The following is a 25447-nucleotide window of genomic DNA, read 5'->3' on the forward strand; positions in this document are numbered from 1 at the left end:
GCAAGCCAGCTCCCACAGGTACTGTGGATGCTGATCTTGTGGGAGCTGGCTTGCCAGCGATAGGGCCCTGACCGTCAGAAGCTGAACTCCAGCTCCTCATACAAAGCTCCCGGTTCCAACCCATCGGTACTGTGCAACTCACTCTCCTTGCCCAGCGCCTCCAGCAACGGCCGCCGCGGCACCTCGGTGCCAGCCTCGGGGTTGCCATGCTTGCCGGGCATGGTCGACAACACACTGGTCAAACGCTGCGCCGTCCCGGCCTTGCCCCGTTTGTTGAAACCGCCCCAGAGGCTTTTTGGCGTGGCATTAAGGCTGCCATGGTGGCCGACCTTGTACAGGTCGACATCCGCCAGCAGCTGGCGAATGTCCGGGTGGCTCAAGGCATAACTCCAGTTCTCGATCTGCGCATCGCCCGGGAACAGCAGCTTCTTGCCCGCCACTTCGAACAGCAGGATCAGGCTGGTGTTGTTCATTTGCTTGTCCAGCGCAGTGACGATCTGCAGCAGTTGCTCGCCACGGGCTTCGCGCACCCGTCGGGCGATCCAGCGGCTGCTCATGGGCAGTTTGCTGCCACGCATCGCCGGGTAGTCGGCAAAGGGCCCCGGATCGTCGTCCGGCGGGTTGACCTGGGCATCGAGCAGTTGCCGGTGCAGGTGCCAGAACTCGGCCGGGTCACGGCTGCGCTGCTTGCGGATCGAGGCGCTCTGCTCGACCGTGGGCGGGCCGAGAATGTGCGTGCGCACGCCGGGCAGCAGCTCGGCCAGGACGTCCTCACTGCCGAAAAACGCATAAGCGTTGCGGGTGCCCATGCTCGCCAGGTTGTTGACCGCGCTGGCGTTGGAGATGTTGTCTTCGCCGATAAACCCCAGGCGCCGGGTCAGCTCCTCGGACAGCCCGTGCTTGCCCTGATCGAGCAGCTTGACCACGGCGCTGGCCAGGGCATTCATGCTCTTGAGGGTCTGGGCCATGCTGCGTGCGCCGAACAGGCCGGGTTGTTCGGGGGCGCTGGCGTCTTCAGCCAGCTCAAGCTGTTCGGTCCAGGGTTGCAGCACCAGCTCCGGCGCCAGGCTGCGGATCACATCACCGCTGGCGGTGCCGGCGCGGTTGGTGGCAAAGCCGCTGATATGGTCGGCATGCCGGTGAGTCGCGACCACCGCATCGAGCTTGCCCGCGCACTTGGCTTTGATGTCCTCGGCAATGGCCAGCAGGCGCTGGCCCTGGGCGACACCCTTGGGCATGCCCATGGAACCGAAGTCGATCAGCACATGGCGGCGCACTGCGCCGGGGTAGTTGAAGCGCAGCAGGAAGCAGTCGCCAAAACCAACCTGGTAGGCATAGAGGGTCAGGCTGGTCGGGCTCATGCTTGCTCCTCGCGCAGCGGTCCCACCTGCCAGGCACGCTGGCGGTGCAGTTGGGCCAGCGGGTTGCGCAGGTCCAGCTCGCCGTTGTCCAGGCCCGCCAGGTAGCTCAAGCGGCGCAACTGCCACTGGCCGTCATTGAGCGGGCGCTGGACGTGGTACTTGATGCGCCCGTATTGATCGAAAATCAGCGTGCCGGCGCCGTAGACGGTAAGGGCGTCGGTGGTCTTGATCCAGGCCGGGCGCGGACTGATGTTGCACACGCTCTTGAGCTCGGCGCCAAAGATGTTGGCCTTCATGATGTATTCGCAAACGCTCTCGCGCAGCAGCAGGCCGTCGGTGCCCAGGCGGATGCTCGGGCGCACCGACACCACCTGGGTGTAGGCCCGCTCATCGATGCCCAGCACCGCACGGTTCTCCCAGAGAAAGCGGAACACCTCTTCGTCGTCGCGCAGCATCGAGTCGAAGTGGCTGTTGCGGTACTGCACCTGGCCGTTGTCGGCAAAGCCATGCCAGCAGCCGTCGCTGTCGGTGCGCGCCGCTGGCGGGACAATACCGAAGGCTTCGAAGGTGGTGCGGATGATCAACCGGTAGTCGTAGCGCGAATCATCCGGAGCCACCTGGGCATCGACGGTGAGCAGGGCGGCCAGGTAGTCGCCGAACTCCAGGTCCAGCGGCGGGCAATAGTCCAGGGCGCGGATGGCGATGGTCAGCAACTGGTCGGCGGCCTTGGCGCCTTCCGCGACCACTTCGCGCAGGTTGTACAGGTTGTCGCCAAAATTGCCCAGCTCGCCCAGGCGCGCCACCCACAGGGCGAGCATGCTGCGCAGCATGGCGGCGGCGAAGATTTCGCCACGGTTGTGGGCCTCGGCAAACTGCTCGCCGCTAAGGTAATCGGTCGACGGCGGCAGCATCACCGAGCGGCGCAGGGCATTGGCACGCAGGCCTTCGAGCTGCTGGCCGAACTCTTCGCCGATACCGAACAGCAGCGATTCGGCGAGGTTCTGCGGGCTCAGCTGATCGCCATTGAGCAGGCGCCGGTCGCCCTGCACGGTCAGTTCGATGCGCCCGCCATTGGTCAGGGCGAACTCGATGATTTCACGCAGGGAGAACACCGACAGCAGGGCCACGACATCGGCAAAGCCTTCGTGGAAGGCCGCCTGGTCCGGCCCCGAGGCGTTCATGAAGCCGCCGCGCAAGCCGTCGAGAATCGCGTGAGTGGCTTCGTGGGCGACGATGTCGTGGGACAGGCAGGTGAACACATGCTGGCCGTCCAGGCCTTTGAAGTAACCGAACATCAGCGCCCGGTCAGCCCGTGAGTAAAAGGCGTTGGCTTCGACGAAGGCATGCGGCACCACGTGCAGCTGATGGCCGTCGAAGCCCCAGCCAACCCGGCGCCCGAGGGCCATCTCGAAACGCGCCAGGGTGCGCATGACCACCGCATAAACGTGCTGGCAATGGAACGCCGGATTGCCCAGCAGCGCTTCGCCGGGCGGGTCGAAGGGGTCGATCATGCAGCCGCTGGCCGCGTCCTGCTGGTAGGCATGGGCGTGATACAGCTGGTTGCGCGAGGCATCGAAGTCGACCACCTTCAGGCGGTAGCCGGTGGGCCCCAGGCCGAGGCTTTCCCGCGGCACGCTGACCCGGGCGAACAGCAGCTCGCCGCGGGCATTACGCACTGCAGGATCCTGGGCGAGGATGGTGAAGGTCTGGCTATTGGCTTTCACGACCATGGGCAACGCTCCTGTGCACCAGGCTCAAATCAGCGGAACTGCTATCAGGGCAGCTTCAACGGCTCGTATTCCAACGGCGTTTCATTGCCCTGGCGGTCGATCCGGTAATGCTTGCCGTCGCGTTGGACGATGGCCTGGCCGTCACGGAAAAAACCGGGTCTGTCGTAGAGATAGGGCAGCACCACCTTGCCGCTAAGGTCGACAAACCCCCATTTACCTTCCTTGGCCACGCTCAGCAGGTTGTCGTTGATCAGCCGTCCGCCCCAGGTATTGTAGGCGATGCCGTCGTATTCGAAAGGCAGCACCACTTTGCCGGATGTGTTCATCAGGCCGCTTTTTTTGCTGTCGTTGTCGTTCAGCAGCACATAGCCTTTCTGGGTTAGGGGCCGCGAGCTGAAGCGCAGGGGGATCACCTGCTTGCCCTTGCGGTTGATCATGCCGTACAGGTTGCCTTTGGCGACCACCGCCAGGTCGTCCTTGGCTTCATCGAAACTCTCGACCCAGTCATAGTCGAAGGGCACCACGGTGCGGCCCCGGGTATCGATGTAGCCGCATGCGGAAGACGTCAGGCAGACGCCTGCCAGGCCATCGCTGAATGGCCCGGGGCGCTTGTAGAGGGCTGGGATGACCAATTGCCCCTTGCGGTCCATGTAGCCCCATTGGTTGTTGATGCGAACCGCTGCCATGCCTTCGTGGTAGACCGGTTGCAGCTCGATGGACGGCGCAACGATGACCTTGCCGCTGGCGTCTTTGAGGCCATACAGGCCATTTTCCTTAAAACTGACCGGGTCGGCGGGGGTGGTGCTGCACGCTGCCAGGGCAGCGCCCAGGCACAATGACGGGAGGGCGCGAAATAAAGCCTTCAATTCAGTGCATTCCTTGGCAAGGCGAGGGTAGGGCAAGGCATGCACCTTAGCCGATCGCGCCGGCCTTGCCCAGCCACTCAACCGCGGGCGAAGGCCTCAAGGCCGGCGCCTTCGAGGCGGTAGCGGACCCATTCATCCTGGGGCAGGGCACCCAGGGACTTGTAGAACTGGATGGCCGGCTCGTTCCAGTCCAGCACGCTCCATTCCAGGCGCCCGCAGCCGTTCTCGCAGGCTTCGATGGCAATATGGCGCAGCAGCTGTTTGCCGGCGCCGCCACCGCGTTGCTCGGGGGTGATGTACAGGTCTTCGAGGTAGATGCCGTTGCGCCCCAGCCAGGTCGAATAGCTGTAGAAGTACACCGCATAGCCGATGGCCTGGCCGTCGCGCTCGCAGATCAGGCTCAGGGCCTTGGCGCCGTCATCGAACAGGGTGCGCTCGATGTCGGCCACGGAAGCGATCACCTCGTGGCGGGCACGTTCGTAGTCGGCCAGTTCAGTGATGAAGGCAAGGATCTGGGCGGCGTCGTCGCGCCGGGCAGGGCGGATGGTCAGGCTCATGGCAGGCTTCCGGCAAGTGAGGTAATCGCCCATGTTAGCCGGAACTGGCCTTGAGGGTAATCGCTTCGCTGCGTAACCGCTTGAGCACCAGGGCAAAGGCCAGGCTGGCCAGCGCGGTCATGCCCGCCAAGGGCCCGGCACTGCCATCGGACAACTGGCCGATGACCAGGCTGCACAGAGCGGTGAAGGCCATCTGGATGAAGAAGAACAACCCCGAGGCGCTGCCGGCGATGGCCGCATAGGGGTGCAGCACCGCCCATTGGCAGGCCGGAATGGCCAGGCCCACCGAAAGCATGATCAGCAGCATCGGCAGGACGATCGCCAGCAATGCCTCGGGCCACAGGCGGGTGGTGAGCATCAGCAGCAGCGCGCCACCCAGGTTGAGGAACATGGCCTGGCCGAGCAAGGCATCGGCGCTGTAGCGCCCACTGCGCCGGCGAAACAGCTGCGAGCCGGCCAGATAGCCGCCGACGGTGACGGCGAAGACCGCGGCGTACTGCAGCGAACTCAGGCCCAGGCTGCGTTGCAGCAGGGTCGAGGACTCGGCGATGAACGGGAAATAGGTGCAATACACGCAGGCAATCGCCAGTGAATAGCGCATGAAGTAGCCGTCGCCGAGCAGCCGCAGGTAAACCTTCAGCACCGGCTCGTGGCGCTGTCCGGCGGCGTGCGGCGGGCGGGTTTCCGGCAGGCGCAGGGCGATCAGCAGCAGGCTCAGGGCGGCGCTGAGGCTCAGCAGCAGGAAAATCCAGCGCCAGCCAAGGGTGGTTTCGATGAGGCTGCCCAGCAGTGGCGCGATCATTGGCGACAGCGCCATGCCCATGGACAGGTAACCGAGCAGGTGGCCCTGTTGCTGGCGGTCGAAGTGGTCACGCACCATCACCCGGCCGATGACGGCCCCGCAACAACCGCCCAGGGCCTGCAACAGGCGCGCGGCAATCATCACCTCGACGCTGCTGGCCAGGCTGCAGGCCAGGCTCGCCAGCAGGTAAATAGTGCCGCCGAGCAGCAACAACGGGCGGCGGCCAAAACGGTCGCACAGTGGGCCGCTGATCAGCATGCTCAGGGCGTAGCCGACCATGTACAGGGTCAGCGTCAGTTGCAACTGGGCGTCGCTGGCGTGCAGGGCCGTGGCGATGTCGGGCAGGGCGGGCAGGTAGATATCCAGGGCCACCCGCGGCAGGCAGACAATCATCAGCAGCAACAGCAACCAGGTTCGTGGGCCGGGCGAGGGGGTGGTGCGCATGGAACATTTCCTTGTTGTCGATGCGTCGACCTTAACGGTCAATGTGGTTTAATCGGCAGCGCCATTAAGAGTGAATTTGATTGGACCACTATGCGCACCGGCAAAGCCGCCATCGCCCTCGATCTACCGCTGCCACCGGCATTGGCCCAGGGTAAGCAGCAAGGCGCTTATGCCGCCTTGCGCGATGCAATACTCGACAAGCGCCTGCCGGCCGGCACCCGCTTGCCCTCGACGCGAACCCTGGCCGAGCGCTGGCAGTTGTCGCGCGGCACCCTGGAGCTGGTGTTCGAGCGCTTGCGCGATGAAGGCTATGTCAGCCGGGTGGCCGGCTCCGGTACGCGGGTCTGCGCGGTCGTTCCTGACCTGTTCATCGCTGCCGGCAGCGGCCCGCCACTGGCGTTGGCGCAGCAGCCGGTCAGCGAGCCGACAGCCTCGCGCCTTACCGGTGTGCAGGTGGGGGTGCCGTTTGTCGCGCGCCTGGCCGACCCGGCACTGTTCCCGGTCAAGGCCTGGTCCCGGGCCCTGGGCAGGGCCTTGGCCTGCGCGCCGACAGCCTTGCTCAGTTCGCCAGACCCGGCCGGCCTGCCGGCCCTGCGCGAACGGATTGCCAACTACCTGCGCAGCTATCGCGGCATACGCTGTAATGCCCAGGACCTGATCGTCACCAGCGGCATTCGCCAGTGCATCGACCTCGTGGCGCGCAGCGTGATCTGCCCAGGCGACAAGGCTTGCGTCGAAGACCCCGGCTACCGCACCGCCAGGTCGCTGTTCGAGCGGGCCGGGGCGCAGGTGGTCGCAGTGCCGGTGACGGCCGAGGGTATCGATGACCAGCTGCTCGAGCGCCACCTTGATGCCCGCCTGGCCTGCGTGACCCCCGCGCACCAGTCGCCGCTGGGCGTGACCCTGTCGGTGTCGCGACGGTTGATGTTGCTGGACTGGGCCAAGCGTGCCGACGCCTGGATCGTCGAAGACGACTACGACAGCGAGTTCAACTACAACAATGCGCCGCTGCCGGCGCTCAAGGCCCTGGATCACAGCGACCGGGTGATCTACTGCGGCAGCTTCAACAAGACCCTGTTCGCCGGCCTGCGCGTAGGGTTCATGCTGGTGCCGGCCAGCCTGCGCGAGCCGTTGCTGGCCACCCTGCAGGGTACCGGTGGCGCGGTTGGGGTCACCGAGCAACTGGGCCTGGCCGAGTACATGGCCAATGGCAGCTTCGTGCGCTACCTGAGGCAGGCGCGCCAGGCTTATCAGCAACGCCGTGATCTGTTGCTCGAGTGCCTGGCCGAGCAGGCGCCGAGCGGTTATGAGGTCAGCGGGCAGCAAGCCGGTTTGCACTTTGTCCTGTGGTTGCCAGAGGGGACGGATGAGCAGGACTTTTGCCAGCGCGCGGCCAGTCAAGGCTTGCAGCTACAGCCGATCGGCAGCTTCTGCCAGCAGGTGCAACTGAGACCGGCGGTGATGATTGGCTTCACCGCCCTGACAGCGGCGCAGCTGCGTTTTGCCGGGCGCAAGCTCGCGGCGCTGCTGCATGAGGTTTCCTAATCGGCGGGTAACCGGCATGCTAGGGCCACGCTCGAATTCCCAAGGCCACTCAAGGAACCTGCGATGACCTGGTCCGCCGCGCAGTACAGCACTTTCGAGAACGAACGCACGCGCCCGGTGCGCGACCTGGTGGCGGCGCTGCCCAACCAGGCGGTGGCCAGCGCCGTGGACCTGGGCTGCGGCCCGGGCAACTCCACGCAAGTGCTTGCCAGGCGCTACCCCGAGGCGCAGGTCACCGGCCTGGACAGCTCTGCAGACATGATCGCCGCCGCCCGCCAGCGCTTGCCGCAGCTGGCGTTCGACGTGGGTGATATCGGCAGCTGGAGCGCCGAACAGGGCGTCGATGTGATCCTGGCCAACGCCTCGCTGCAGTGGTTGCCCGACCATGCCCAGCTGTACCCGCACCTGGTGCGCCAACTGGTGGCCGGTGGCAGCCTGGCCATCCAGACCCCGGACAACCTCGACGAGCCGGCCCATCGGCAGATTCGCGAGATCGCAAGGCGTGGCGCGTGGGCCAGCAAGGTCGCTGACCTGAAGTTGCCGCCACGGCACACCGCCGCCTACTACTACGATGTGCTCAGCCCCCATTGCCGGCGGGTGGACGTGTGGCGCACCACCTACTACCACCCGCTGGCGGGTGGTGCGCCGGCGGTGGTGGAGTGGTTCAAGGGCTCGGCGCTGCGGCCGTATCTGGCGGCGCTGGATGCGCAGGAGCAGGCAGACTTTCTACAGTACTACCTGCAGGCCATGGAGCAGGCTTATCCGCCTGCAGCGGATGGCACGGTGTTGTTACCGTTCCCGCGCCTGTTTATCGTCGCCACACGCTAGGCGATGCGCTGCTGGCGCCGCGCTTGCCATTGGCGCAGGACGCGCAGGTAGACCAGGCCGTTGACCAGTACCACCACCGAGCCGAGCACCAGCTGGATGCCCGGCGTCAGCCCGGCCGGGTAGATGATCGGCCAGATGTAATGCTCGATGAAACCGCCTTCGTAACCGGCCAGGCCCGAGGCCTGGCGCAGGCGGTTTTCCCATTCGGTGAGCGGGCAGGTGAGGTGAAAGAACTCCACGGCGGTCCCCCAGCACACCGCCGGTAAGTGCCACCACATCGCACCCCGCCATTTGAGTACCAGCAAACCGCCAAACAGCACGAACAGGATGAACAACAGGTGAAACAGCACCAGACCATCGGCGCCCAGGCGGTACAGCATGACGATTCCTTCCTCGTGGATATGTTCCTCTAGCCACCATGATATAGGCATTCGCGGGCCGCTACGATTGCCATGATCCGCTTGGCCAAGGCATGCTTGGGCCTTTCTGTCCACGGAGCCTGCCATGCAAGCCTCGACCCTGCTGCTCTACGTTATCGCCGCCAGCGCGGTGATGATCACCCCCGGTCCGGCGATGCTCCTGGCCCTGAACAATGGCGCGTCCCACGGCATGCGCGTGGCCGGTTTCGGCATGGCCGGGGCGATGCTCTCCGACCTGCTGTTGATTGCGGCGGTGGGCTGCGGCCTGGGGGCGTTGCTGCAGGCTTCGGAGCAGCTGTTCAGTGTGGTCAAGTGGGTGGGCGCGGTGTACCTGCTGTACCTGGCCTGGGTGCTCTGGCGGGCGCCGAGCGGGGCCTTGCAACGTAGCACGGTGAGCGCTGGCGCCACGGGGCGTTCGGCCTTTTTGCGGGCATTGTTGGTCGGCTTGTCCAACCCCAAGGGCTTGCTGTTCTTCTCGGCGTTCCTGCCGCAGTTCATTCGCCCCGAGCAACCGGTGGCCGAGCAGTACCTGGTGCTGGCGATCACCAGCGCGGCGATCGACGGGCTGATGATGGCCGTTTACGCCTATGGCGGGCGGCACGCCATGCGGCGCTTTTCGGCGCGCACCATGCAGTGGATCAACCGCAGCTGCGCCGGCATGCTGGCGGCGCTGGCGGTGGGCTTGAGCCTGTACCGGCGCAGTGATTTGCGCTGAGCGAAAGCCAACGAGGGAGGATCAATGATCCTCCCTCGTTGTTTTTACCTCGGCTTCAGGACGCTTCGTGATAGGGGTTGCGCGGGTCATGCTGCCAGTCGAGGAACGGCTTGCCGGTGTCCTGCGGGACCATCTCGATGCAGTCCTGCACCGGGCAGGTGATCTGGCACAGGTTGCAGCCCACGCATTCGGCGTCGATCACCTCGTAACGGTGGCTGCCGTCGGCCTGCTTGAGGTTGGCGATGGCCTGGTGCGAGGTGTCTTCGCAGGCGATGTGGCAGCGGCCGCAGTTGATGCACGCCTGCTGGTTGATCTTGGCCACTACCTGGTAGTTGATGTCCAGGTACTTCCAGTCGGTGGTGTGGCCCACGGCGCGCCCCTGGAACTCCTGGAGGCTGCGGTAGCCCTGGCTGTCCATCCAGCGCGAGAGGCCGTCCTTCATCTCGTCGACGATGCGAAAACCATGCAGCATCGCCGCCGTGCACACTTGCACCGCGCCGCAGCCGAGGGCGACGAATTCGGCGGCATCGCGCCAGCTGCCGATACCGCCAATGCCACAGATCGGCAGGCCATGAGTGGCCGGGTCGCGGGCAATTTCGGCGACCATGTTCAGGGCGATCGGCTTGACCGCCGAGCCGCAGTAGCCGCCGTGGGTGCTCATGTCGCCGACGATGGGATGGGCGACCATGCGTTCGAGGTCGACGCTGGTGATCGAGTTGATGGTGTTGATCAGCGACACCGCGTCGGCACCGCCGCGATGGGCGGCGCGGGCCGATTGGCGGATGTCGGTGATGTTCGGTGTCAGCTTGACGATCACCGGCAGCGAACCGTGCGTCTTGCACCAGCGGGTGACCTGTTCGACGTACTCCGGCACCTGGCCGACCGCCGCGCCCATGCCGCGTTCGGGCATGCCGTGGGGGCAGCCGAAGTTCAGCTCGATGCCGTCGGCGCCGGTGGCCTCGACCAGCGGCAGGATAGCTTTCCAGGAGGCTTCGACGCAGGGCACCATCAACGACACGATCAGCGCGCGGTCGGGCCAGTCCTTCTTCACCTGGGTGATTTCGCGCAGATTGATTTCCAGCGAGCGGTCGGTGATCAGCTCGATGTTGTTGATGCCCATGACCTCGCGGTTGACCCCGTAGTGCGCCGAGTAGCGCGACGAGACGTTGACCGCGGCCGGGTCTTCGCCGAGGGTTTTCCAGACCACGCCACCCCAGCCGGCCTGGTAGGCGCGGACCACGTTGTAGGCCTTGTCGGTAGGCGGCGCGGAGGCCAGCCAGAACGGGTTGGGCGCCTTGATGCCGGCGAATTCGATCGACAGGTCAGCCATTTATGCAGCCTCCACATTGAGCATCAGGTGCGCATGCATGGCCTCGGCGGCCAGCTTGCCGTGCTGCACGGCCTGGACGGTGAGGTCCTGGCCGAGCTGGGTGCAGTCGCCGCCGGCATACACGCCGGGCAGGCTGGTGCGCAGCTGTTGGTCGACACGAATACGCTCGCCGTCGCGAGCAAGCTGTTGCCCGCTGCTGTCACCCAGGGCGCAGTCATCAAAGGTTTGGCCGATGGCTTTGAAGATCGCATCGGCGGCCAGTTCGAAGGTTTCCCCGGTTGGCTGCAGGCGGCCATCGCTCATGTGCGTGCGGGCAAAACGCATGCCGCGCACCCGACCCTGATCGTCGAGCAATACTTCCTCAGGCTGGGCCCAGGTCAGCAGGCGTACCTGGTTTTCCTTGGCGATGTGTTGCTCGTGCGCGGTCGCGCCCATGTCCTCGACGCCGCGGCGGTACACCAGGTTGACGTCGCGGGCACCGAGGCGAGCCATCTGCACGGCCATGTCGATGGCGGTGTTGCCGGCGCCGAGGACGATGCAGCGGTCGGCGACGGGCAGGGTGGTGAGGTCATCGGCCTGGCGCAGTTCACGGATGTACGCGGTAGCGGCGAGCATGCCCGGCGCAGCCTCGTTGGCCAGGCCCAGCTGGCGCACGGCATTCAGGCCAAGGCCGAGGAACACCGCGTCGAACTGCTGTTGCAGCTCGGCCAGGCTGAGGTTGTCACCCAGTACCTGGCCGTGGCGGATCTCGATGCCGCCGATCTGCAGGACGAAATCCACCTCGCGCTGGGCGAAGTCGTCCACCAGCTTATACTTGGCGATCCCGTATTCATTGAGGCCGCCGGCTTTTTCCCGGGCTTCGAAAATCACCACGTCGTGGCCGTGCCAGGCCAGCCGGTGGGCGCAGGACAGCCCCGCCGGGCCGGCGCCGACCACGGCAATGCGCTTGCCGGTGCTGGCGGCGCGCTGGAACGGGTGCTGGGCAAAGTCGGCATGGTCCACGGCATAGCGCTGTAGCAAGCCGATCAGCACCGGCGCGCATTCCTGGTGGTTGTTGCGCACGCAGGCCTGCTGGCAGAGGATCTCGGTGGGGCAGACACGCGCGCAGCTGCCGCCGAGGATATTGGCCGAGAGGATTTTCTGCGCCGCGCCCTGGACGTTCTCCTGGTGGATGTTGCGGATGAACGAGGGGATGTCGATCTCGCTGGGGCAGGCATTGACGCAGGGGGCGTCGTAGCAGTACAAGCAACGGGAAGCTTCGAGGGCGGCCTGGCGGGCGGTCAGGGGCGGTGCCAGGTCGCTGAAGTGCTCGGCGAGGGTGGCGTTGTTCTGGGTCGGTCGGGGCAGGTGGTTGAGGGAGTCGATCACGGTGGGTTCCTCTTTTTTTATTTTTTGGGGAAGGCTTTGCCTTCCATCGCTGGCTTGCCAGCGATGCTCTTCAGCGCTTCACGGCAACCGGCCTTGAATGCTCGGCCCGCTTGCTGAGCAGATCGAACACCGCCGGGTACGCCGGCCGTTCGATGTAGCGCCCGGCACCACGCTCGGCGCGCAGGTCGCCGTTGGCCCAGACCAGCTTGCCCTGGCTGATGGTGTGGCTGGGGATGCCACGCACGGTCTTGCCTTCGAAGATGTTGAAGTCGACCTGCTGATGGTGCGTGGCGGCTGAGATGGTCCGCGTGCCTTGCGGGTCCCACAGCACCAGGTCGGCATCGGCGCCGACGCGCAGGGCGCCCTTGCGCGGGAACAGGTTGAAGATCTTCGCGGTGTTGGTCGAGGTCAGGGCGACGAAGTCCTGCATCGACAACTTGCCGCTGTTGACCCCTTCGTCCCAGAGCACTGCCATGCGGTCCTCAATGCCGGCGGTACCGTTGGGGATGCGGCTGAAGTCGTCGCGCCCGGCGGCTTTCTGTTCGGCGCAGAAGCAGCAGTGGTCGGTGGCGGTGGTGTGCAGGTTGCCCGATTGCAGGCCGTGCCACAGTGCTTCTTGATGGCCGTCCTGGCGCGGGCGAAACGGCGGGCTCATGACGTAGCCGGCAGCGGTCTGCCAGTCGGGGTGGCGGTAGACGCTGTCGTCCAGCAGCAGGTGGCCGGCCAGTACTTCGCCGTAGACCTGCAGGCCCTTGTTGCGCGCGTAGGTGATCTCATCCAGGGCTTCACGGGTCGAGACATGCACCAGGTACAGCGGCGTTCCCAGGGTTTCGGCAATGCGAATGGCGCGGCTGGCGGCTTCACCTTCAACCTGCGAGGGACGTGACAGCGGGTGCGCTTCCGGGCCCGTTATGCCTTGGGCCAGCAGCTTGCGCTGCAGGTGATAGACCAGTTCGCCGTTCTCGGCGTGCACGGTGGGTACCGCGCCCAGCTCCAGGCAGCGCTCGAAGCTGGCGACCAGGGTGTCGTCGGCGGCCATGATCGCGTTCTTGTAGGCCATGAAGTGCTTGAAGCTGTTGACCCCGTGCAGGCTCACCAGCTCGCCCATCTCCTCGCGCACCTGCTCGCTCCACCAGGTCACGGCGACGTGAAAGCCGTAGTCGCTGGCCGATTTCTCGGCCCAGCCACGCCACTGGTGAAAGGCTTCGAGCAGCGATTGCTGCGGGTTGGGGATGACAAAGTCGATGATCGAGGTGGTGCCGCCGGCCAGGCCCGCAGCGGTGCCGCTGTAGAAGTCCTCGCTGGCCACGGTGCCCATGAAGGGCAGTTGCATGTGGGTGTGCGGGTCGATGCCGCCGGGCATCAGGTACTGGCCGCTGCCGTCGAGCACTTCACAGCCGGCCGGGACCTCAAGGTCACTGCCGATGGCCTTGATCACGCCGTCGGCACACAACACATCGGCACGGTAGCTTTCTTCATGGGTAATCAGGGTGGCGCCACGAATCATAAGCGTCATCAGATGCTCCTCGCAGGCTTGACCGGTTGTTACCGGTTCTAGGTTTTGTACTTTTTTCAGCGTAGGCGAAAACCTGTCATCGCTGTCAGGAATTGAATCTAGTCGGCGATTTTGGATAGGGCAAATAATTAGTTTATAGGCCTATAACTAGGTTAAATGGCTGATTTACAAGGGTTATATGAACTATTTCGGGCTCAAGAAAAACGACCAGTGGTCCTGTCGTTCTTGACAGGTTGTGGAAATGGTCAAGATTTCTCATGGGCAGCCGTGATTGCCCACATGCCAGTGCAATGCAACCAACTCCCAAAAACACAACAACAGTGGAGCGGCCATGCAGCAGACCAGATCGCAGGTGAGCGAACGCGACGGCTTGTATGAACTCGACGCCGGCAGCGACGTCCTCGACAGCCCCCGGTACAACCACGACATCGCCCCGACCAAGGTGCACGAGCGCACCTGGAACAAATGGCACATCACCGCGCTGTGGGTCGGCATGTCGATCTGCGTGCCGACCTATACCCTCGGCGGCGTGCTCACCGCCTATTTCGGGCTGACCGTGGGCGAGGCACTGCTGGCGATCCTGCTGGCCAACACCGTGGTATTGATTCCGCTGACCTTGAATGCCTTTCCCGGCACCAAGTACGGCATTCCCTTTCCGGTGTTGCTGCGCTCGTCCTTCGGCATCCTCGGTTCCAACGTGCCGTGCCTGATTCGCGCCCTGGTGGCTTGTGGCTGGTTCGGTATCCAGACGATGTTCGGCGGCCTGGCCATCCACCTGTTTCTTGGTTCGCTGTCGGCGGACTGGAAGGCGCTGGGCGGCACCGGCGAGGTGATCGGCTTCATGCTGTTCTGGTGCCTTAACCTGTGGGTGGTGCTGCGTGGCGCCGAGTCGATCAAATGGCTGGAGACCCTGTCGGCGCCGTTGCTGGTGCTGGTGGGCGCCGGGCTGCTGGTGTGGGCCTTGCCCAATGTGTCGATCAGCGAGCTGATGGCCCAGCCGCCCAAGCGCCCCGAGGGCGCCAGCGTGTATGGCTACTTTTTTGCCGGGCTGACCGCCATGGTCGGTTTCTGGGCCACGCTGTCGTTGAACATTCCTGACTTCAGCCGCTATGCCAAAAGCCAGAAAGACCAGATTCTCGGGCAGATCTTCGGCCTGCCGCTGACCATGTTCCTGTTCGCCGCCCTGGGGGTGGTGCTGACGGCTGCCTCGACCTCGCTGGTCGGCGAAACCGTGTCCGACCCGGTCAGCCTGATCGGGCATATCCAGAGCCCGCTGTGGGTCGCACTGGCCATGGCCCTGATCATCATCGCCACACTGTCGACCAACACGGCGGCGAACATCGTCTCGCCAACCAACGACTTCCAGAACCTGGCGCCCAAATGGATCGGGCGTACCACCGCGGTGCTGCTCACCGGGCTGGTGGGGCTGTTGCTGATGGGCCATGAACTGTTGAAAAAGCTTGGCTGGATCGTCAGCGAGGTGAGCCTGGAAAGCCTCTATTCCAACTGGTTGCTGGGCTATTCCAGCCTGCTCGGGCCGATTGCCGGGATCATGGTGGTGGACTACTTCATCATCCGCAAACAGACCCTGGACCTCGCCGGCCTGTACCGCGACGACGTCTATCCGGCCTGGAATGCCGCCGGCTTCATCGCCTTCGGCGTACCGGTGGTGCTGACCCTGTTGTCGCTGCACAGCACCGCTTTCAGCTGGTTCTACGACTTTGGCTGGTTCACCGGCTCCGCATTGGGCGGGCTGATCTACTACGCCCTCGGCAGCCTCAGGGCAGCCCGCGCGACCAACCTCAAACCCACCGTGTAGCGCCTATGGCCCGCAGAGGCCAGGCACGTGATGCAGGAGAAGCACATGCAAACCGCTCAGGATGTTCTGCAATCGACCCAACGGCATATCAACGGCGAACGTTTGTGGCAGTCGCTGATGGACCTGGCCCGGCTTGGCGCCACGGTCAAGGGCGGGGTTTGCCGCCTGGCCCTGACCGACCTTGATCGCCAGGCCCGCGACCTGTTCGTCAAATGGACCGAGGAGGCCGGTTGTACCGTCACCATTGACGGCGTTGGCAACATCTTCGCCCGCCGCCCGGGACGCAACCCGCAACTGCCGCCCGTGATGACCGGTAGTCATATCGACACTCAGCCGACAGGTGGCAAGTTCGACGGCTGCTTTGGCGTGCTGGCCGGGCTTGAAGTGCTGCGCACTCTCAATGACCTCAAGGTTGAAACCGAAGCGCCGCTGGAGGTGGTGGTGTGGACCAACGAGGAGGGCTCGCGCTTTGCTCCGTGCATGATGGGTTCGGGGGTGTTTGCCGAGAAATTCACCCTGGCCGAAACCCTGGCCAAGACCGATGCAGAAGGCATCAGCGTTGGCGAGGCGCTCAACGCCATTGGCTATGCCGGGCCACGGCCGGTCAGCGGGCATCCGGTGGGCGCTTACTTCGAGGCGCATATCGAGCAGGGGCCGATCCTGGAAGACCAGCACAAGACCATCGGCGTGGTGCTGGGGGCCCTCGGGCAGAAGTGGTTCGACCTGACCCTGCGCGGCGTCGAGGCCCACGCCGGGCCCACGCCGATGCACCTGCGCAAGGATGCCCTGGTCGGCGCCAGCGCGGTGGTGGCGGCGGTCAACCGCGTGGCCCTGGAGCACCAGCCCCACGCCTGCGGCACGGTCGGTTGCCTGCAGGCCTATCCGGGCTCGCGCAACGTGATCCCTGGCGAGGTGCGCATGACCCTGGATTTCCGTCACCTGGAGCCGGCGCGGCTGGATTCGATGATTGCCCAGGTCAAGGGTGTGATCAGCAGCACCTGTCAGCAGCATGGGCTGACCCACAGCCTGACGCCGACGGCGGATTTCCCGCCGCTGTATTTCGACGAGGGTTGCGTGGAGGCGGTGCGCAGCGCGGCCAGGGGCCTGGGGCTGTCGCACATGGATATCGTCAGTGGCGCCGGGCATGACGCGATCTTTGTCGCTGAACTGGGGCCGGCGGGGATGATCTTTGTACCGTGCGAGGGCGGGATCAGCCATAACGAGATCGAGAATGCCGCGCCTGAAGACCTGGCCGATGGTTGCGCGGTACTGTTGCGCTCGATGCTGGCGGCGGCCCAGGCGCTGGCGCGGGGCAGGGAAGCGGCTTGAGCTCAAGGCCCCATCGCTGGCAAGCCAGCTCCCACAGGGAAAGCAGGATCCACTGTGGGAGCTGGCTTGCCAGCGATGGCCGCGCCGCGGTTCAGAGCCAGCCATCCGCCGCATGCAAGGCAGACAAGGGCTGACGGGTTTTTTTGTCGATGGCTTGCAGAGCGTATAAACTGCTCCCCACTTTGGCCGGTCGCTACCTGAACCGGCACCTGAATCAAGAGAGTCGAGATGGGCGCACAGTGGAAAGCCAAGCATAGAGAAGAAGCAGCCAACGCCAAAGGCAAGATCATGGGCAAGCTGTCCAAAGAGATCCAGATCGCCGCTAAATCCGGCGCCGACCCGGACATGAACCCGCGCCTGCGCCTGGCCATCGAGCAAGCCAAAAAGGCCTCGATGACCCGCGAGACCCTGGAGCGCGCGATCCGCAAGGGTGCCGGCCTGGATGGCGATGCGGTGCAGTACACCGCTGTGACCTATGAAGGCTTTGCCCCGCATCAGGTGCCGCTGATCGTCGAGTGCCTGACCGACAACGTCAACCGCACCGTGGCGCAGATCCGCGTGCTGTTCCGCAAGGGCCAGTTGGGCGCCTCTGGCTCGGTGGCCTGGGACTTCAACCACGTCGGCCTGATCGAGGCCACGCCGAACAGCCCTGACGCTGACCCGGAAATGGCCGCCATCGAAGCCGGTGCCCAGGATTTTGCCGAAGGCGAAGAAGAGGGCGCGACCCTGTTCATCACCGACACCACCGATCTGGATGCCGTGCAAAAAGCCCTGCCGGGTCAGGGTTTCACTGTGGTTTCGGCGAAAATCGGCTACACCCCGAAAAACCCGGTCAGCAGTTTGAACGACGAACAGATGGCCGAGGTTGAAGCCTTCCTGCAGGCGATTGACGATAACGATGACGTGCAGAACGTTTATGTAGGTCTGGCGGGTTGATGTAAGCCTTCAGGGCCCTATCGCTGGCAAGCCAGCTCCCACAGGTACAGCATGCACCGGACCTGTGGGAGCTGGCTTGCCAGCGATTCAGACGCCGCGAAGCTGCTGACAGACCTCGTCGAAGCTTGGCCGGCGCATCACCTCAGGCTGCACACAATCCCGCTGCAGTGCCTTCAACGCCTCGCAATCCCCCTCGCAACACCTCAGCAACTCCCCTAACAACACTCCAAACGCCAACACCTCGATCCGCTGCAACGCGGCGGCTGCCACACTGCTATCAAGCGGATGAAACGACGCCGCGCCGAAATCCCCCAGCAAGCAATCGCCTTCCTCATCGCACAGCACATTGTGCGCATACAGATCGCCATGGGTAATCCCGTGCCCATGCAGGTGCGCGCCCACGCCAGCAATGGCGCCGGCCAGGCGCCGCACGCAAGCCAGGCTCAAGCGCCGTGGCGGGTATGTATCCCGTGTGCAGGAATCCAGGCTTGGCGGCCCGGCGAGGTTGAACCAGCTCGGCTCGATCAGCTGCATCACCAGCGCCGGCAGGTGCTGGGGGTGGTTGTCGATGCGTCCGGCCAGGCGTACCAGTTGCGGGTGGTCGCCAGCAGCTATGCAGGCGCTCATCTCGTTGAGCGGCAAGCCGTCGCTGGTCATCTCGCCCTTGTACACCTTGACCGCCACCGGCGCTTCTTGGTGTTGCCAGCGGGCTTGATGGATGACACCGGAAGCGCCCTGGCCCACGACCTGTTCAAGGGTGATCTGCTGCCAGTCAATGATGTTGCAATGGCCAGGGTCTTGCGGCGTGCAGTAACCCGCCGCCATGGGGTTGCCGGCATAGGCCAGCCAGGCCAGGCGCGGCATCTGCAGCAGCCATTCGGGCAGGGCTGGCAACTGGTTGGCGGACAGGCGCAGCAGTTCCAGCTGGCTGCAGCGCGCCAGGCTGGCTGGCAGCGCTCGCAGGCGGTTACCGGCCAGCATCAGCTTTTGCAGGTCCGGGCAATCGCCCAATGCCTCGGGCAAGCGTTCGATACGGTTATCGGTAAGCACCAGCGCCCGCAAACGCGGGGGCAGAGCGGCGCCGCTGACCTGCTCGATCTGGTTGCTCTTGAACCCGACCATCTCCAGCGTCTGGCACTGGCCGATGCTTTCGGGCAGGTGGCGAAAGCGGTTTTGCGAGCAGAACAGCACCTTGAGCTTGCCCAGGCGGCCCAGGTCCTCGGGCAAGTCGCTGAGGCGGTTACCGGTCAGGTTGAGCACCTGCAGGCTGTCGGCCAGGTCGAAAATTTCCCGCGGGAACTGTTCCAGCCCGCAGGCCAGGTCGAGGCGGGTAATGCCCGCCAGACGGCCGGCTTTGAGGTCTTCAAGGGTATGCATGGGGGGCGTGGCAGGCTCAAAAATAAACGGCGCCCATCATACCGGCAAGATGCGACTTTAGTCCCATGGCAGACTGGCCGCTGCGGTCCATACTCGAAGCTCGCCCTTTATTAATAACAACAAGTTCAGGGTTTTCATTCGATGACTTATCAGCACAGCTACGCCCGCTCCATCGCCGATCCAGCCAGCTTCTGGGCCGAACAGGCTGACCACCTGGCCTGGTACCGCAAGCCCCTGCACACCCTTGTTGAAAACGCCGACGGCACCCACCAGTGGTTTGCCGACGGCCGGCTCAACAGCTGCTACCTGGCCCTTGATCATCAGATCGAGCAAGGCCGTGGCGAGCAGACTGCGCTGATCTACGACTCGCCGGTGACCGGCAGCCAGCAGCAGTTCAGCTACAACCAGCTGCGCGACGAGGTGGCGCGCCTGGCCGGGCTGTTGCGTGCGCTTGGGGTAGAGAAGGGTGATGGGGTGATCATCTACATGCCCATGGTGCCGCAGGCGGCCATGGCCATGCTCGCCTGCGCGCGTATCGGCGCGGTGCATTCGGTGGTATTCGGCGGCTTTGCCGCCAACGAGCTGGCCCTGCGCATCGACGATGCCCGCCCCAAGCTGCTGCTGACCGCCTCGTGCGGGCTGGAGTTCGACCGGGTCATCGAGTACAAGCCGCTGGTGGATCGTGCCTTGCAACTGGCCAAGCACCAGCCGCGTCAGGTGCTGGTGCTGCAACGTCCGCAAGCCACGGCAGCACTGGTCGAGGGCCGCGACCTGGACTGGCTCGAAGCCGTGGCCACGGCCAGCCCGGTGGCGCCGGTGGAGCTGGCCGCCGCCGACCCGCTGTACATCATGTACACCTCCGGCACCACCGGCAAACCCAAGGGGATTGTCCGGGAAAACGGCGGCAACGCCGTGGCCCTGAGCTTTGCCATGCGCCACATCTATGGCATGCAGGCGGGGGACGTGTGGTGGGGGATTTCCGATGTTGGCTGGGTAGTCGGCCATTCGCTGATCGTCTACGGGCCGTTGATGAACGGCTGTACCACGGTGTTCTACGAAGGCAAGCCGATCCGCACGCCGGACGCCGGTGCCTATTGGCGGGTGGTCGAGCAGTACCGGGTCAACGGCCTGTTCTGCGCGCCCACCGCCATGCGCGCGATCCGCAAGGAAGACCCTGACGGCGAACTGCTGCGCCGCTATGACCTGAGCTCCCTGCGGCAGTTGTTCCTGGCCGGTGAGAAGCTCGATTCCAGTACCCATCAATGGCTGGAGGCAACCAGCGGCAAGACCGTGCACGATCACTGGTGGCAGACCGAGACCGGCTGGCCGGTGACCGCGCCCTGCGTGGGCCTTGAAGGCAGTGCGGCGCGGCCGGGCTCAAGCAACCGTGCGGTGCCGGGTTATCACGTGCGGGTGCTCGACGAGGATGGCCACCTGCTGGGCGCCAACCAGCAAGGCTCGATCGTCATTGCCTTGCCGTTGCCGCCCGGTTGCAGCCAGACCTTATGGGGCGATCACCAGCGTTACCTGGATGCCTACCTGAAGACCTACCCTGGCTATTACCACACCGGCGACGGCGGTTACCTGGATGAAGACGGTTTCGTCTACATCATGGGGCGCACCGACGACGTCATCAACGTCTCCGGCCATCGCCTGTCCACCGGCGAGATGGAAGACCTGGTCGCCCGCCACCCGGCCGTGGCCGAGTGTGCGGTGATCGGCGTGCACGACGAGATCAAGGGCCAGGTGCCGCTGGCGCTGGTGGTGCTCAAGGACGGCCAGGACATCCCGCAGGCGCAGATGCAGAGCGAACTGGTGGCCAGCGTGCGCGAGCAGATTGGCGCCCTGGCGTGCTTCAACCAGGTACGGGTGGTCAAGCGCCTGCCCAAGACTCGCTCGGGCAAGATCTTGCGCGCGGTGCTGCGCAAGATCGCCGATCAGCAGCCGTATACACCGCCCTCGACCCTGGATGATCCGGCGGTGCTGGTGGAGATCGAGGCGGTGTTGGCGAGCTTGGCGCGGGTGGGGTAGTGGCCTCATCGCTGGCAAGCCAGCTCCCACAGGTCTTGCACCAACCTTGAGAACACTGCCAATCCTGTGGGAGCCGGCATTGCCGGCGATCGAGCGCGAAGCGCTCGTAGTTCAGGTCTCAGCAGCCAGCCTGGCGCAACTGCCCCAACCGACTACGGGTGCGGGCCAGGTCGCTGGCGCTGCCGCCGAGGCTGTCGGCCAGCGGTCGGCTACCGATCAGCACCAGGTGCTTGTCCTGGTCGTACAGCACATCCACCAGGTTGACGAAGCGCTGCTGGGCGGCGATCGAGCAGTCTTCAAGGTTTGGCAAGCGCTCGATGATCCAGTGATCAAAATGCCGGGCCAGTTCCAGGTAGTCGATCACCGCCGTGGGCTGTTCGCAGAGTTCGACAAAATCAAACCCCACCGTGCGCTGCTCGCTCAGGTGTGCGCGCAGCGTGCGCTTGCCTACCTCCAGCAAAACCGGCGCGTCACCCGGCTCAGGCAACTGCAAGGCCTGGCGCTGTTCGCGGCTGCCCGGCCACAGGTAATGACCCTGGGTAAAACGCTGCTGGCCAGCAGCGCTGGGCAGGCGACGAAAGTCCTGCTCGCCGCCCACTTCAAGCACGTGCATACGGCGGTTGATCAGGCCGATCACCGGCTCGAAACGTTGGTGATAGAGCGGGTTGGGCAGCAGGCCTTGCGGTGCGTGGTTGGAGGTCACCAGCAAAAATATCCGCCGCGCGAACAAGGCCTGAAACAGCCGGGTGATGAGCATGGCATCGCCAATGTCGTGCACATGGAACTCGTCGAAACACAGCACCTGGCAGTCTTCGAGCAGTTCATCCAGGGTGCAGGCCAGGGCATCGTCCTGATGGCGATGGTCAAACATGCCCTGATGCAGGCGGGCGAAGAAGTCATGAAAGTGCAGGCGGCGCTTGTGGGCCTGGGGCAGGGCCTGGAAGAAACCGTCGAGCAGCCAGCTCTTGCCGCGCCCGACCGCGCCATACAGGTACAGGCTGCGCGCCTGGCCAGTTTCAAGTTGTGCCGCCTGGGCGGCCATATGTTCGATGACGCGCAGTTGGCCGGCGCTCAGGGTGTAGCCGCAGGCTGTGGCCTGGGTGCGAAAATGCTGACGAACGGTCTCCGCCAGGGCGCGGTCATCAGCCGCGGGCGTGCTCAAGCGGCGCAAGGCGCGCAAGGGCGAACGTATCCAGGAAGGGGGCAGGGCAGGCAAACCGGGCTCCTCGGGGCGATGGGACTCAAGGGCCAGCTTGAGCGAGGGCGGCCAATTTAACCAATATGACTGAAGGCGGCCAGTGATCTCGACGGAGGATAGGTGGCGATGTTTATCGCGGGGCAAGCCCGCTCCTACAGAGAAATCTTGTACGCGGCTTATACATTTCCTTGCGAACTGGCAGGTTTTTCCTTCACTGCTACCCTCAAGGTCAGATAAATCCTGCATTGAAGGATGACACGGTGAAGGGACGCTCTTTGACAACGCTGCTCGCGTTGCTCTTAGCCAGCACGGCAGGCGCCGTCGATTTCATGGTTGAAGTCAAAGTGCAGGTGCAGCGCGGCTGTGTACTCATTCACCAGCCCCGTGATGCCGGCGCCCAGGCCCTGGGCGTGCTCGACTTCGGCCGCACCGCGCGGCTGGACGACCCGGCCGGCCCGCTCAGCAGCCAGCTGGTCGCCGTGCGTGCACCACGCCTGGAATGCAACCCCGACACCGCCTATCAGGTACAGGTCGATGGCGGTCAGCACGGTGGCGTCGGCGAGGTGCGTTACCTGGCCAGCAACCAGCCGACAGCCCGACCCATCCCCTACCGTTTGTATCAGGACCCGGCCTGGCGCATGCCGCTGCCGGTCAATGTCGTCCAGCACGCCCGGGTGCCCGACTCGGGCTCGGTGGCGCTGCCGTTGTATGCGCGTATCGACCGCTTGGCCTACGTACCGGTGGTGGGGCGTTATTCGGATCTGCTCAAAGTCACCGTCACCTGGTAGCCGGGGCGGCGCTTGCTAAAGGAACTGGCAGGATGAAACGGGTATTGCTGTTGAGTGTTGGCCCACTGCTGTTGATCAGCCATGATGCCTTTGCGGCCATGAGCGGGCATATCCAGGCCCAGCTGGTGATCAGCAGCGCCTGCCAGATCAGCGCTGGCCCCGGCGCCCTGCAAACCCCGGGTGGCGGTGTACTGGACTTTGGCCGCCAGGCCCCGAGCTGGACCAGCCCGTTGCACTCCGGCATCGAAAACAGCACCGGTGACGGCAGCCTGCACGTGCGCTGTAACCCACAGGTACGGGCTTTCACCGTGAGCATCAACGGCGGTACCAACGGCGATGGTGCCACGCGAAGGCTGAGCAACGGCCGCGAGCTGATTCCCTATGAGCTGTCCGCCGACCCTTCAGGCCGGGCCCGTTACGCCATCGGCCAGACCCGCAATTTTTCGGTCAGCAGCGCCGCACAGATTCCGATTCCGATCTATGGTGCAGTAGTCGCCCATCCCAAGGCGCTGCCGGCCGGCATTTACCGTGACACCCTGATGGTGACCCTGGATTGGTAGCATGCAAGGAGTGACTCATGCATCTGAACCTCTCTCGCTTGATTTTCGCAGGCATAGGCCTGGCGCTCGCTGCTCAGGCCCAGGCGGCCACAGTAACCGGCAACATCACCGCCACCCTGACGCTGATCGCCAGTTGCCAGGTCAACGGTGGCGGCGGTGCCAGCGGCCTTAACTTCGGTACGCTGAACTTCGGCACCCAGGAAGCGCTGTTCACGAATGCCCCCGGGCAAGTGCTCGGCGGTGGCGGTGGCGCCATGAGCATTCTCTGCTCCAGCGGTACGGTGCCGGTGATCAAGGTGCGCGCCGGTGCTCATGACAGCCAGTCAGCCGGCGGTAGCCGGGCGCTTTACGACGGCGTCGGCAACTACGTGCCCTATGACTTCTACACCGATTCAGGGCATAGCCAACTGCTGGCTATCGACGACACCATCACGCTGCCGACCAGTACCGGTGCGGCGCAGACGGTCAACCTTTATGGCCTGGCCAAAGGCAAGGCGGGCCTGCCGGCCGGGGTGTACACCGACACGGTGGCGGTCGAGTTGAGTTTCTGAGTCGTGCACCGCGTCTTGCCGGCGCTGCTGGCCCTGGTCGCCGGCAGCCTGCCGTTGCCGTTGGCGGCGGTCACCACCAGCACCTTTCAGGTCAGTGCCACGGTGGCCTCCGGTTGCCTGGTGGTGGGCGCGGTGAGCAACTACGGCAGCCTGGATTTCGGCAGTTATTCGGCGCTGTCGACCAGCAGCGTGAGCACCGCCCTGGGCGGAACGACGGTGACCCTGCAATGCACGCCGGGGGTAAGCCTGAGCATGAGCGTCGATGCCGGATTAAACAGCGCCAGTGGCACGCGCAACCTCAAACGCAGCAGCGGTACCTCGCTGGTGGCCTATCAACTGTTTCGCGATGCCGGCTTCAGCCAGAGCCTGGGCATCAACCAGAGCGTGGCGGTGAGCTACAGCGACCCTGCGGCCATCAGCTTGCCGGTTTACGCCCGGGCCCAGTTGACCGGCACTCTGCCGGCCGGCAGCTATACCGATGTGGTGCAGGTGGTGCTGACCTTTTGAGCCGCGCCGCTGAATGACTTGGATAATAAGGAGTGTGTGCATGGGAGTAGGCGCTGGCAGTTCGCGCTTGGGTTACAACCTCTTGGCTTGCGCGGTTGCCCTGTTGGGCAGTGCACCGTTGCAGGCCGCCACTTCGGTACTGATCTGGCCGATCGATCCAGTGCTGGAGGCCAATCAGAAAGCCGGGGCGCTGTGGTTGGAAAACCGCGGCGACGCACCGGCCAACCTGCAGGTCCGGGTGTTCGCCTGGCGCCAGGGCGAGTTCGACGATCAGTACCAGGCCCAGCGCGAGATCATCGGCAGCCCGCCGGTGGCCAATATCGCCCCCGGGCAAAAGCAGTTGATCCGCCTGACCCGCACCGGCAACTCGCCGGTCGGCCAGGAGCAGGCCTACCGCATCATCATCGATGAAATTCCCCCGGCCTTGCCGGCGGTGGCCAGCGCCGACAAGGCCCAGGCCGCGATCCGCTTTCAGATGCGTTACTCGGTGCCGCTGTTTGTCTATGGCGAGGGACTGTGGGGCAAGCCGGACGCCAGCGGCCCGCGCGGCGACAGCGGGGTGGGCAAGCCGGCGCTGAGCTGGCGCCAGGTGTCGGTGCAGGGCAAGCCCTATGTGGAAATCCGCAACAGCGGGCCGGTGCACGCACGCCTGACCGATGTGGTGCTGCAGCAGGGCGGCCAGAGCCGGCCGCTGGTCGAGGGCCTGCTCGGCTATGTGCTGCCCGGCGCGGTCATGCGCTGGCCGGCGCCGCAGACGATGAGCGCCGCCTCGGTGCTCAAGGGCCGGGTCAATGGCCAGGAGCCGGCGCAAACCTTGAGTCAGGGCCAATGAGCCACTGCTAGCAGCAAGGGGCCAGGGAGGACCCGGTA

General features: G+C 64.7%; 23 protein-coding genes. 12 read left to right on the forward strand and 11 right to left on the reverse strand.

The window, feature by feature from the left end:
• Positions 1-74: 74 nt before the first annotated feature.
• The 5 genes from BV82_RS11770 to BV82_RS11790 all read right to left on the reverse strand — a co-directional run bounded on the left by BV82_RS11770 (position 75) and on the right by BV82_RS11790 (position 5760).
• Positions 75-1361, reverse strand: a complete 1287-nt coding sequence (locus BV82_RS11770; protein ID WP_036996010.1) for a ComEC/Rec2 family competence protein — start codon at positions 1359-1361, stop codon at positions 75-77.
• Positions 1358-3091, reverse strand: coding sequence for a gluzincin family metallopeptidase (locus tag BV82_RS11775; RefSeq protein ID WP_036996008.1), 1734 nt, complete (start codon positions 3089-3091; stop codon positions 1358-1360). The genes BV82_RS11770 and BV82_RS11775 overlap by 4 nt, the downstream gene beginning before the upstream one ends.
• A 44-nt stretch (positions 3092-3135) precedes the next feature.
• Complete coding sequence (locus tag BV82_RS11780; RefSeq protein WP_036996006.1) at positions 3136-3957, reverse strand: WG repeat-containing protein; 822 nt, start codon at positions 3955-3957, stop codon at positions 3136-3138.
• A 77-nt stretch (positions 3958-4034) separates the two neighbouring features.
• Positions 4035-4514 carry a GNAT family N-acetyltransferase gene (locus BV82_RS11785; protein ID WP_010221804.1) on the reverse strand — a complete coding sequence of 160 codons (480 nt, stop codon included), beginning with the start codon at positions 4512-4514 and terminating at the stop codon, positions 4035-4037.
• A gap of 34 nt (positions 4515-4548) precedes the next feature.
• On the reverse strand, positions 4549-5760 hold the full coding sequence (locus tag BV82_RS11790; protein ID WP_036996003.1) for a multidrug effflux MFS transporter: 1212 nt from the start codon (positions 5758-5760) through the stop codon (positions 4549-4551).
• A 90-nt stretch (positions 5761-5850) separates the two neighbouring features.
• Here BV82_RS11790 and pdxR point away from each other — a divergent pair, with 90 nt between their 5' ends.
• Both pdxR and tam read left to right on the forward strand, forming a co-directional pair.
• Positions 5851-7305: a MocR-like pyridoxine biosynthesis transcription factor PdxR gene (gene pdxR, locus BV82_RS11795; RefSeq protein WP_036996002.1), complete on the forward strand. Its 1455-nt coding sequence runs from the start codon at positions 5851-5853 to the stop codon at positions 7303-7305.
• Between the two features lie 63 nt (positions 7306-7368).
• Positions 7369-8133, forward strand: coding sequence for a trans-aconitate 2-methyltransferase (gene tam, locus BV82_RS11800; RefSeq protein WP_036996000.1), 765 nt, complete (start codon positions 7369-7371; stop codon positions 8131-8133).
• Here tam and BV82_RS11805 read toward each other — a convergent pair.
• Positions 8130-8513: a DUF2784 domain-containing protein gene (locus BV82_RS11805; protein WP_010221808.1), complete on the reverse strand. Its 384-nt coding sequence runs from the start codon at positions 8511-8513 to the stop codon at positions 8130-8132. The two genes, tam and BV82_RS11805, sit on opposite strands and share 4 nt — an antisense overlap.
• Positions 8514-8637: 124 nt before the next feature.
• Between BV82_RS11805 and BV82_RS11810 the strand changes: the two genes are divergently transcribed.
• Positions 8638-9267 (forward strand): LysE family translocator, encoded by a 630-nt coding sequence (locus BV82_RS11810; protein ID WP_036995999.1) that lies wholly within the window; start codon positions 8638-8640, stop codon positions 9265-9267.
• A gap of 55 nt (positions 9268-9322) precedes the next feature.
• Here the strand turns inward: BV82_RS11810 and preA are convergent, their stop codons facing one another.
• The 3 genes from preA to hydA form a co-directional block, all read right to left on the reverse strand.
• A complete protein-coding gene (gene preA / locus BV82_RS11815) occupies positions 9323-10597 on the reverse strand; it encodes an NAD-dependent dihydropyrimidine dehydrogenase subunit PreA (protein ID WP_036995998.1) in 1275 nt (424 codons plus the stop codon).
• Positions 10598-11965, reverse strand: coding sequence for an NAD(P)-dependent oxidoreductase (locus BV82_RS11820; protein WP_036995997.1), 1368 nt, complete (start codon positions 11963-11965; stop codon positions 10598-10600).
• Between the two features lie 70 nt (positions 11966-12035).
• On the reverse strand, positions 12036-13481 hold the full coding sequence (gene hydA / locus BV82_RS11825) for a dihydropyrimidinase (RefSeq protein ID WP_010221813.1): 1446 nt from the start codon (positions 13479-13481) through the stop codon (positions 12036-12038).
• A 331-nt stretch (positions 13482-13812) separates the two neighbouring features.
• Here hydA and BV82_RS11830 point away from each other — a divergent pair, with 331 nt between their 5' ends.
• The 3 genes from BV82_RS11830 (at position 13813) to BV82_RS11840 (ending at position 17565) form a co-directional block, all read left to right on the forward strand.
• Positions 13813-15300, forward strand: coding sequence for an NCS1 family nucleobase:cation symporter-1 (locus BV82_RS11830; protein ID WP_010221814.1), 1488 nt, complete (start codon positions 13813-13815; stop codon positions 15298-15300).
• Between the two features lie 45 nt (positions 15301-15345).
• Positions 15346-16629, forward strand: coding sequence for a Zn-dependent hydrolase (locus BV82_RS11835; RefSeq protein WP_010221815.1), 1284 nt, complete (start codon positions 15346-15348; stop codon positions 16627-16629).
• Between the two features lie 228 nt (positions 16630-16857).
• On the forward strand, positions 16858-17565 hold the full coding sequence (locus BV82_RS11840) for a YebC/PmpR family DNA-binding transcriptional regulator (RefSeq protein ID WP_010221816.1): 708 nt from the start codon (positions 16858-16860) through the stop codon (positions 17563-17565).
• An 87-nt stretch (positions 17566-17652) separates the two neighbouring features.
• On the opposite strand, the gene BV82_RS11845 is transcribed toward BV82_RS11840, so the two are convergent.
• Positions 17653-18942: a leucine-rich repeat-containing protein kinase family protein gene (locus BV82_RS11845; protein ID WP_036995996.1), complete on the reverse strand. Its 1290-nt coding sequence runs from the start codon at positions 18940-18942 to the stop codon at positions 17653-17655.
• A 141-nt stretch (positions 18943-19083) separates the two neighbouring features.
• On the opposite strand from BV82_RS11845, the gene BV82_RS11850 reads away from it, so the two are divergent.
• Entirely contained in the window at positions 19084-20973 is a 1890-nt protein-coding gene (locus BV82_RS11850; protein ID WP_010221819.1) for a propionyl-CoA synthetase, read from the forward strand.
• 118 nt (positions 20974-21091) lie between these two features.
• On the opposite strand, the gene zapE is transcribed toward BV82_RS11850, so the two are convergent.
• On the reverse strand, positions 21092-22189 hold the full coding sequence (zapE, locus tag BV82_RS11855; protein ID WP_026001230.1) for a cell division protein ZapE: 1098 nt from the start codon (positions 22187-22189) through the stop codon (positions 21092-21094).
• Positions 22190-22431: 242 nt separating this feature from the next.
• Between zapE and BV82_RS11860 the strand changes: the two genes are divergently transcribed.
• The 5 genes from BV82_RS11860 to BV82_RS11880 are packed head-to-tail and all read left to right on the forward strand — an operon-like array spanning position 22432 to position 25409.
• Positions 22432-22959 carry a Csu type fimbrial protein gene (locus BV82_RS11860; RefSeq protein ID WP_036995995.1) on the forward strand — a complete coding sequence of 176 codons (528 nt, stop codon included), beginning with the start codon at positions 22432-22434 and terminating at the stop codon, positions 22957-22959.
• Between the two features lie 32 nt (positions 22960-22991).
• Positions 22992-23519 (forward strand): Csu type fimbrial protein, encoded by a 528-nt coding sequence (locus BV82_RS11865; RefSeq protein WP_036995994.1) that lies wholly within the window; start codon positions 22992-22994, stop codon positions 23517-23519.
• 17 nt (positions 23520-23536) lie between these two features.
• The gene (locus BV82_RS11870) at positions 23537-24070 is read left to right on the forward strand and encodes a Csu type fimbrial protein (RefSeq protein ID WP_036995993.1); all 534 of its coding nucleotides are present in this window, start codon (positions 23537-23539) and stop codon (positions 24068-24070) included.
• A 3-nt stretch (positions 24071-24073) separates the two neighbouring features.
• Entirely contained in the window at positions 24074-24577 is a 504-nt protein-coding gene (locus tag BV82_RS11875) for a Csu type fimbrial protein (protein ID WP_051636784.1), read from the forward strand.
• A 40-nt stretch (positions 24578-24617) separates the two neighbouring features.
• Positions 24618-25409: a fimbrial biogenesis chaperone gene (locus BV82_RS11880; RefSeq protein WP_036995992.1), complete on the forward strand. Its 792-nt coding sequence runs from the start codon at positions 24618-24620 to the stop codon at positions 25407-25409.
• The last annotated feature ends 38 nt before the right edge of the window (positions 25410-25447 follow it).

Source organism: Pseudomonas donghuensis, assembly GCF_000696345.2.
Classification (GTDB): Bacteria; Pseudomonadota; Gammaproteobacteria; order Pseudomonadales; family Pseudomonadaceae; genus Aquipseudomonas; species Aquipseudomonas donghuensis.

What these genes read in the sequence shown, in the direction of transcription:
- tam (WP_036996000.1), top strand. Translation starts at nt 7,369, where the DNA reads ATGACCTGGTCCGCCGCGCAGTACAGCACTTTCGAGAACGAACGCACG.
- BV82_RS11845 (WP_036995996.1), bottom strand. Translation starts at nt 18,942, where the DNA reads ATGCATACCCTTGAAGACCTCAAAGCCGGCCGTCTGGCGGGCATTACC.
- BV82_RS11785 (WP_010221804.1), bottom strand. Translation starts at nt 4,514, where the DNA reads ATGAGCCTGACCATCCGCCCTGCCCGGCGCGACGACGCCGCCCAGATC.
- BV82_RS11790 (WP_036996003.1), bottom strand. Translation starts at nt 5,760, where the DNA reads ATGCGCACCACCCCCTCGCCCGGCCCACGAACCTGGTTGCTGTTGCTG.
- pdxR (WP_036996002.1), top strand. Translation starts at nt 5,851, where the DNA reads ATGCGCACCGGCAAAGCCGCCATCGCCCTCGATCTACCGCTGCCACCG.
- BV82_RS11865 (WP_036995994.1), top strand. Translation starts at nt 22,992, where the DNA reads ATGAAACGGGTATTGCTGTTGAGTGTTGGCCCACTGCTGTTGATCAGC.
- BV82_RS11840 (WP_010221816.1), top strand. Translation starts at nt 16,858, where the DNA reads ATGGGCGCACAGTGGAAAGCCAAGCATAGAGAAGAAGCAGCCAACGCC.
- BV82_RS11770 (WP_036996010.1), bottom strand. Translation starts at nt 1,361, where the DNA reads ATGAGCCCGACCAGCCTGACCCTCTATGCCTACCAGGTTGGTTTTGGC.
- BV82_RS11870 (WP_036995993.1), top strand. Translation starts at nt 23,537, where the DNA reads ATGCATCTGAACCTCTCTCGCTTGATTTTCGCAGGCATAGGCCTGGCG.
- BV82_RS11850 (WP_010221819.1), top strand. Translation starts at nt 19,084, where the DNA reads ATGACTTATCAGCACAGCTACGCCCGCTCCATCGCCGATCCAGCCAGC.
- BV82_RS11810 (WP_036995999.1), top strand. Translation starts at nt 8,638, where the DNA reads ATGCAAGCCTCGACCCTGCTGCTCTACGTTATCGCCGCCAGCGCGGTG.
- BV82_RS11830 (WP_010221814.1), top strand. Translation starts at nt 13,813, where the DNA reads ATGCAGCAGACCAGATCGCAGGTGAGCGAACGCGACGGCTTGTATGAA.
- hydA (WP_010221813.1), bottom strand. Translation starts at nt 13,481, where the DNA reads ATGACGCTTATGATTCGTGGCGCCACCCTGATTACCCATGAAGAAAGC.
- BV82_RS11835 (WP_010221815.1), top strand. Translation starts at nt 15,346, where the DNA reads ATGCAAACCGCTCAGGATGTTCTGCAATCGACCCAACGGCATATCAAC.
- BV82_RS11775 (WP_036996008.1), bottom strand. Translation starts at nt 3,091, where the DNA reads ATGGTCGTGAAAGCCAATAGCCAGACCTTCACCATCCTCGCCCAGGAT.
- preA (WP_036995998.1), bottom strand. Translation starts at nt 10,597, where the DNA reads ATGGCTGACCTGTCGATCGAATTCGCCGGCATCAAGGCGCCCAACCCG.
- BV82_RS11880 (WP_036995992.1), top strand. Translation starts at nt 24,618, where the DNA reads ATGGGAGTAGGCGCTGGCAGTTCGCGCTTGGGTTACAACCTCTTGGCT.
- BV82_RS11805 (WP_010221808.1), bottom strand. Translation starts at nt 8,513, where the DNA reads ATGCTGTACCGCCTGGGCGCCGATGGTCTGGTGCTGTTTCACCTGTTG.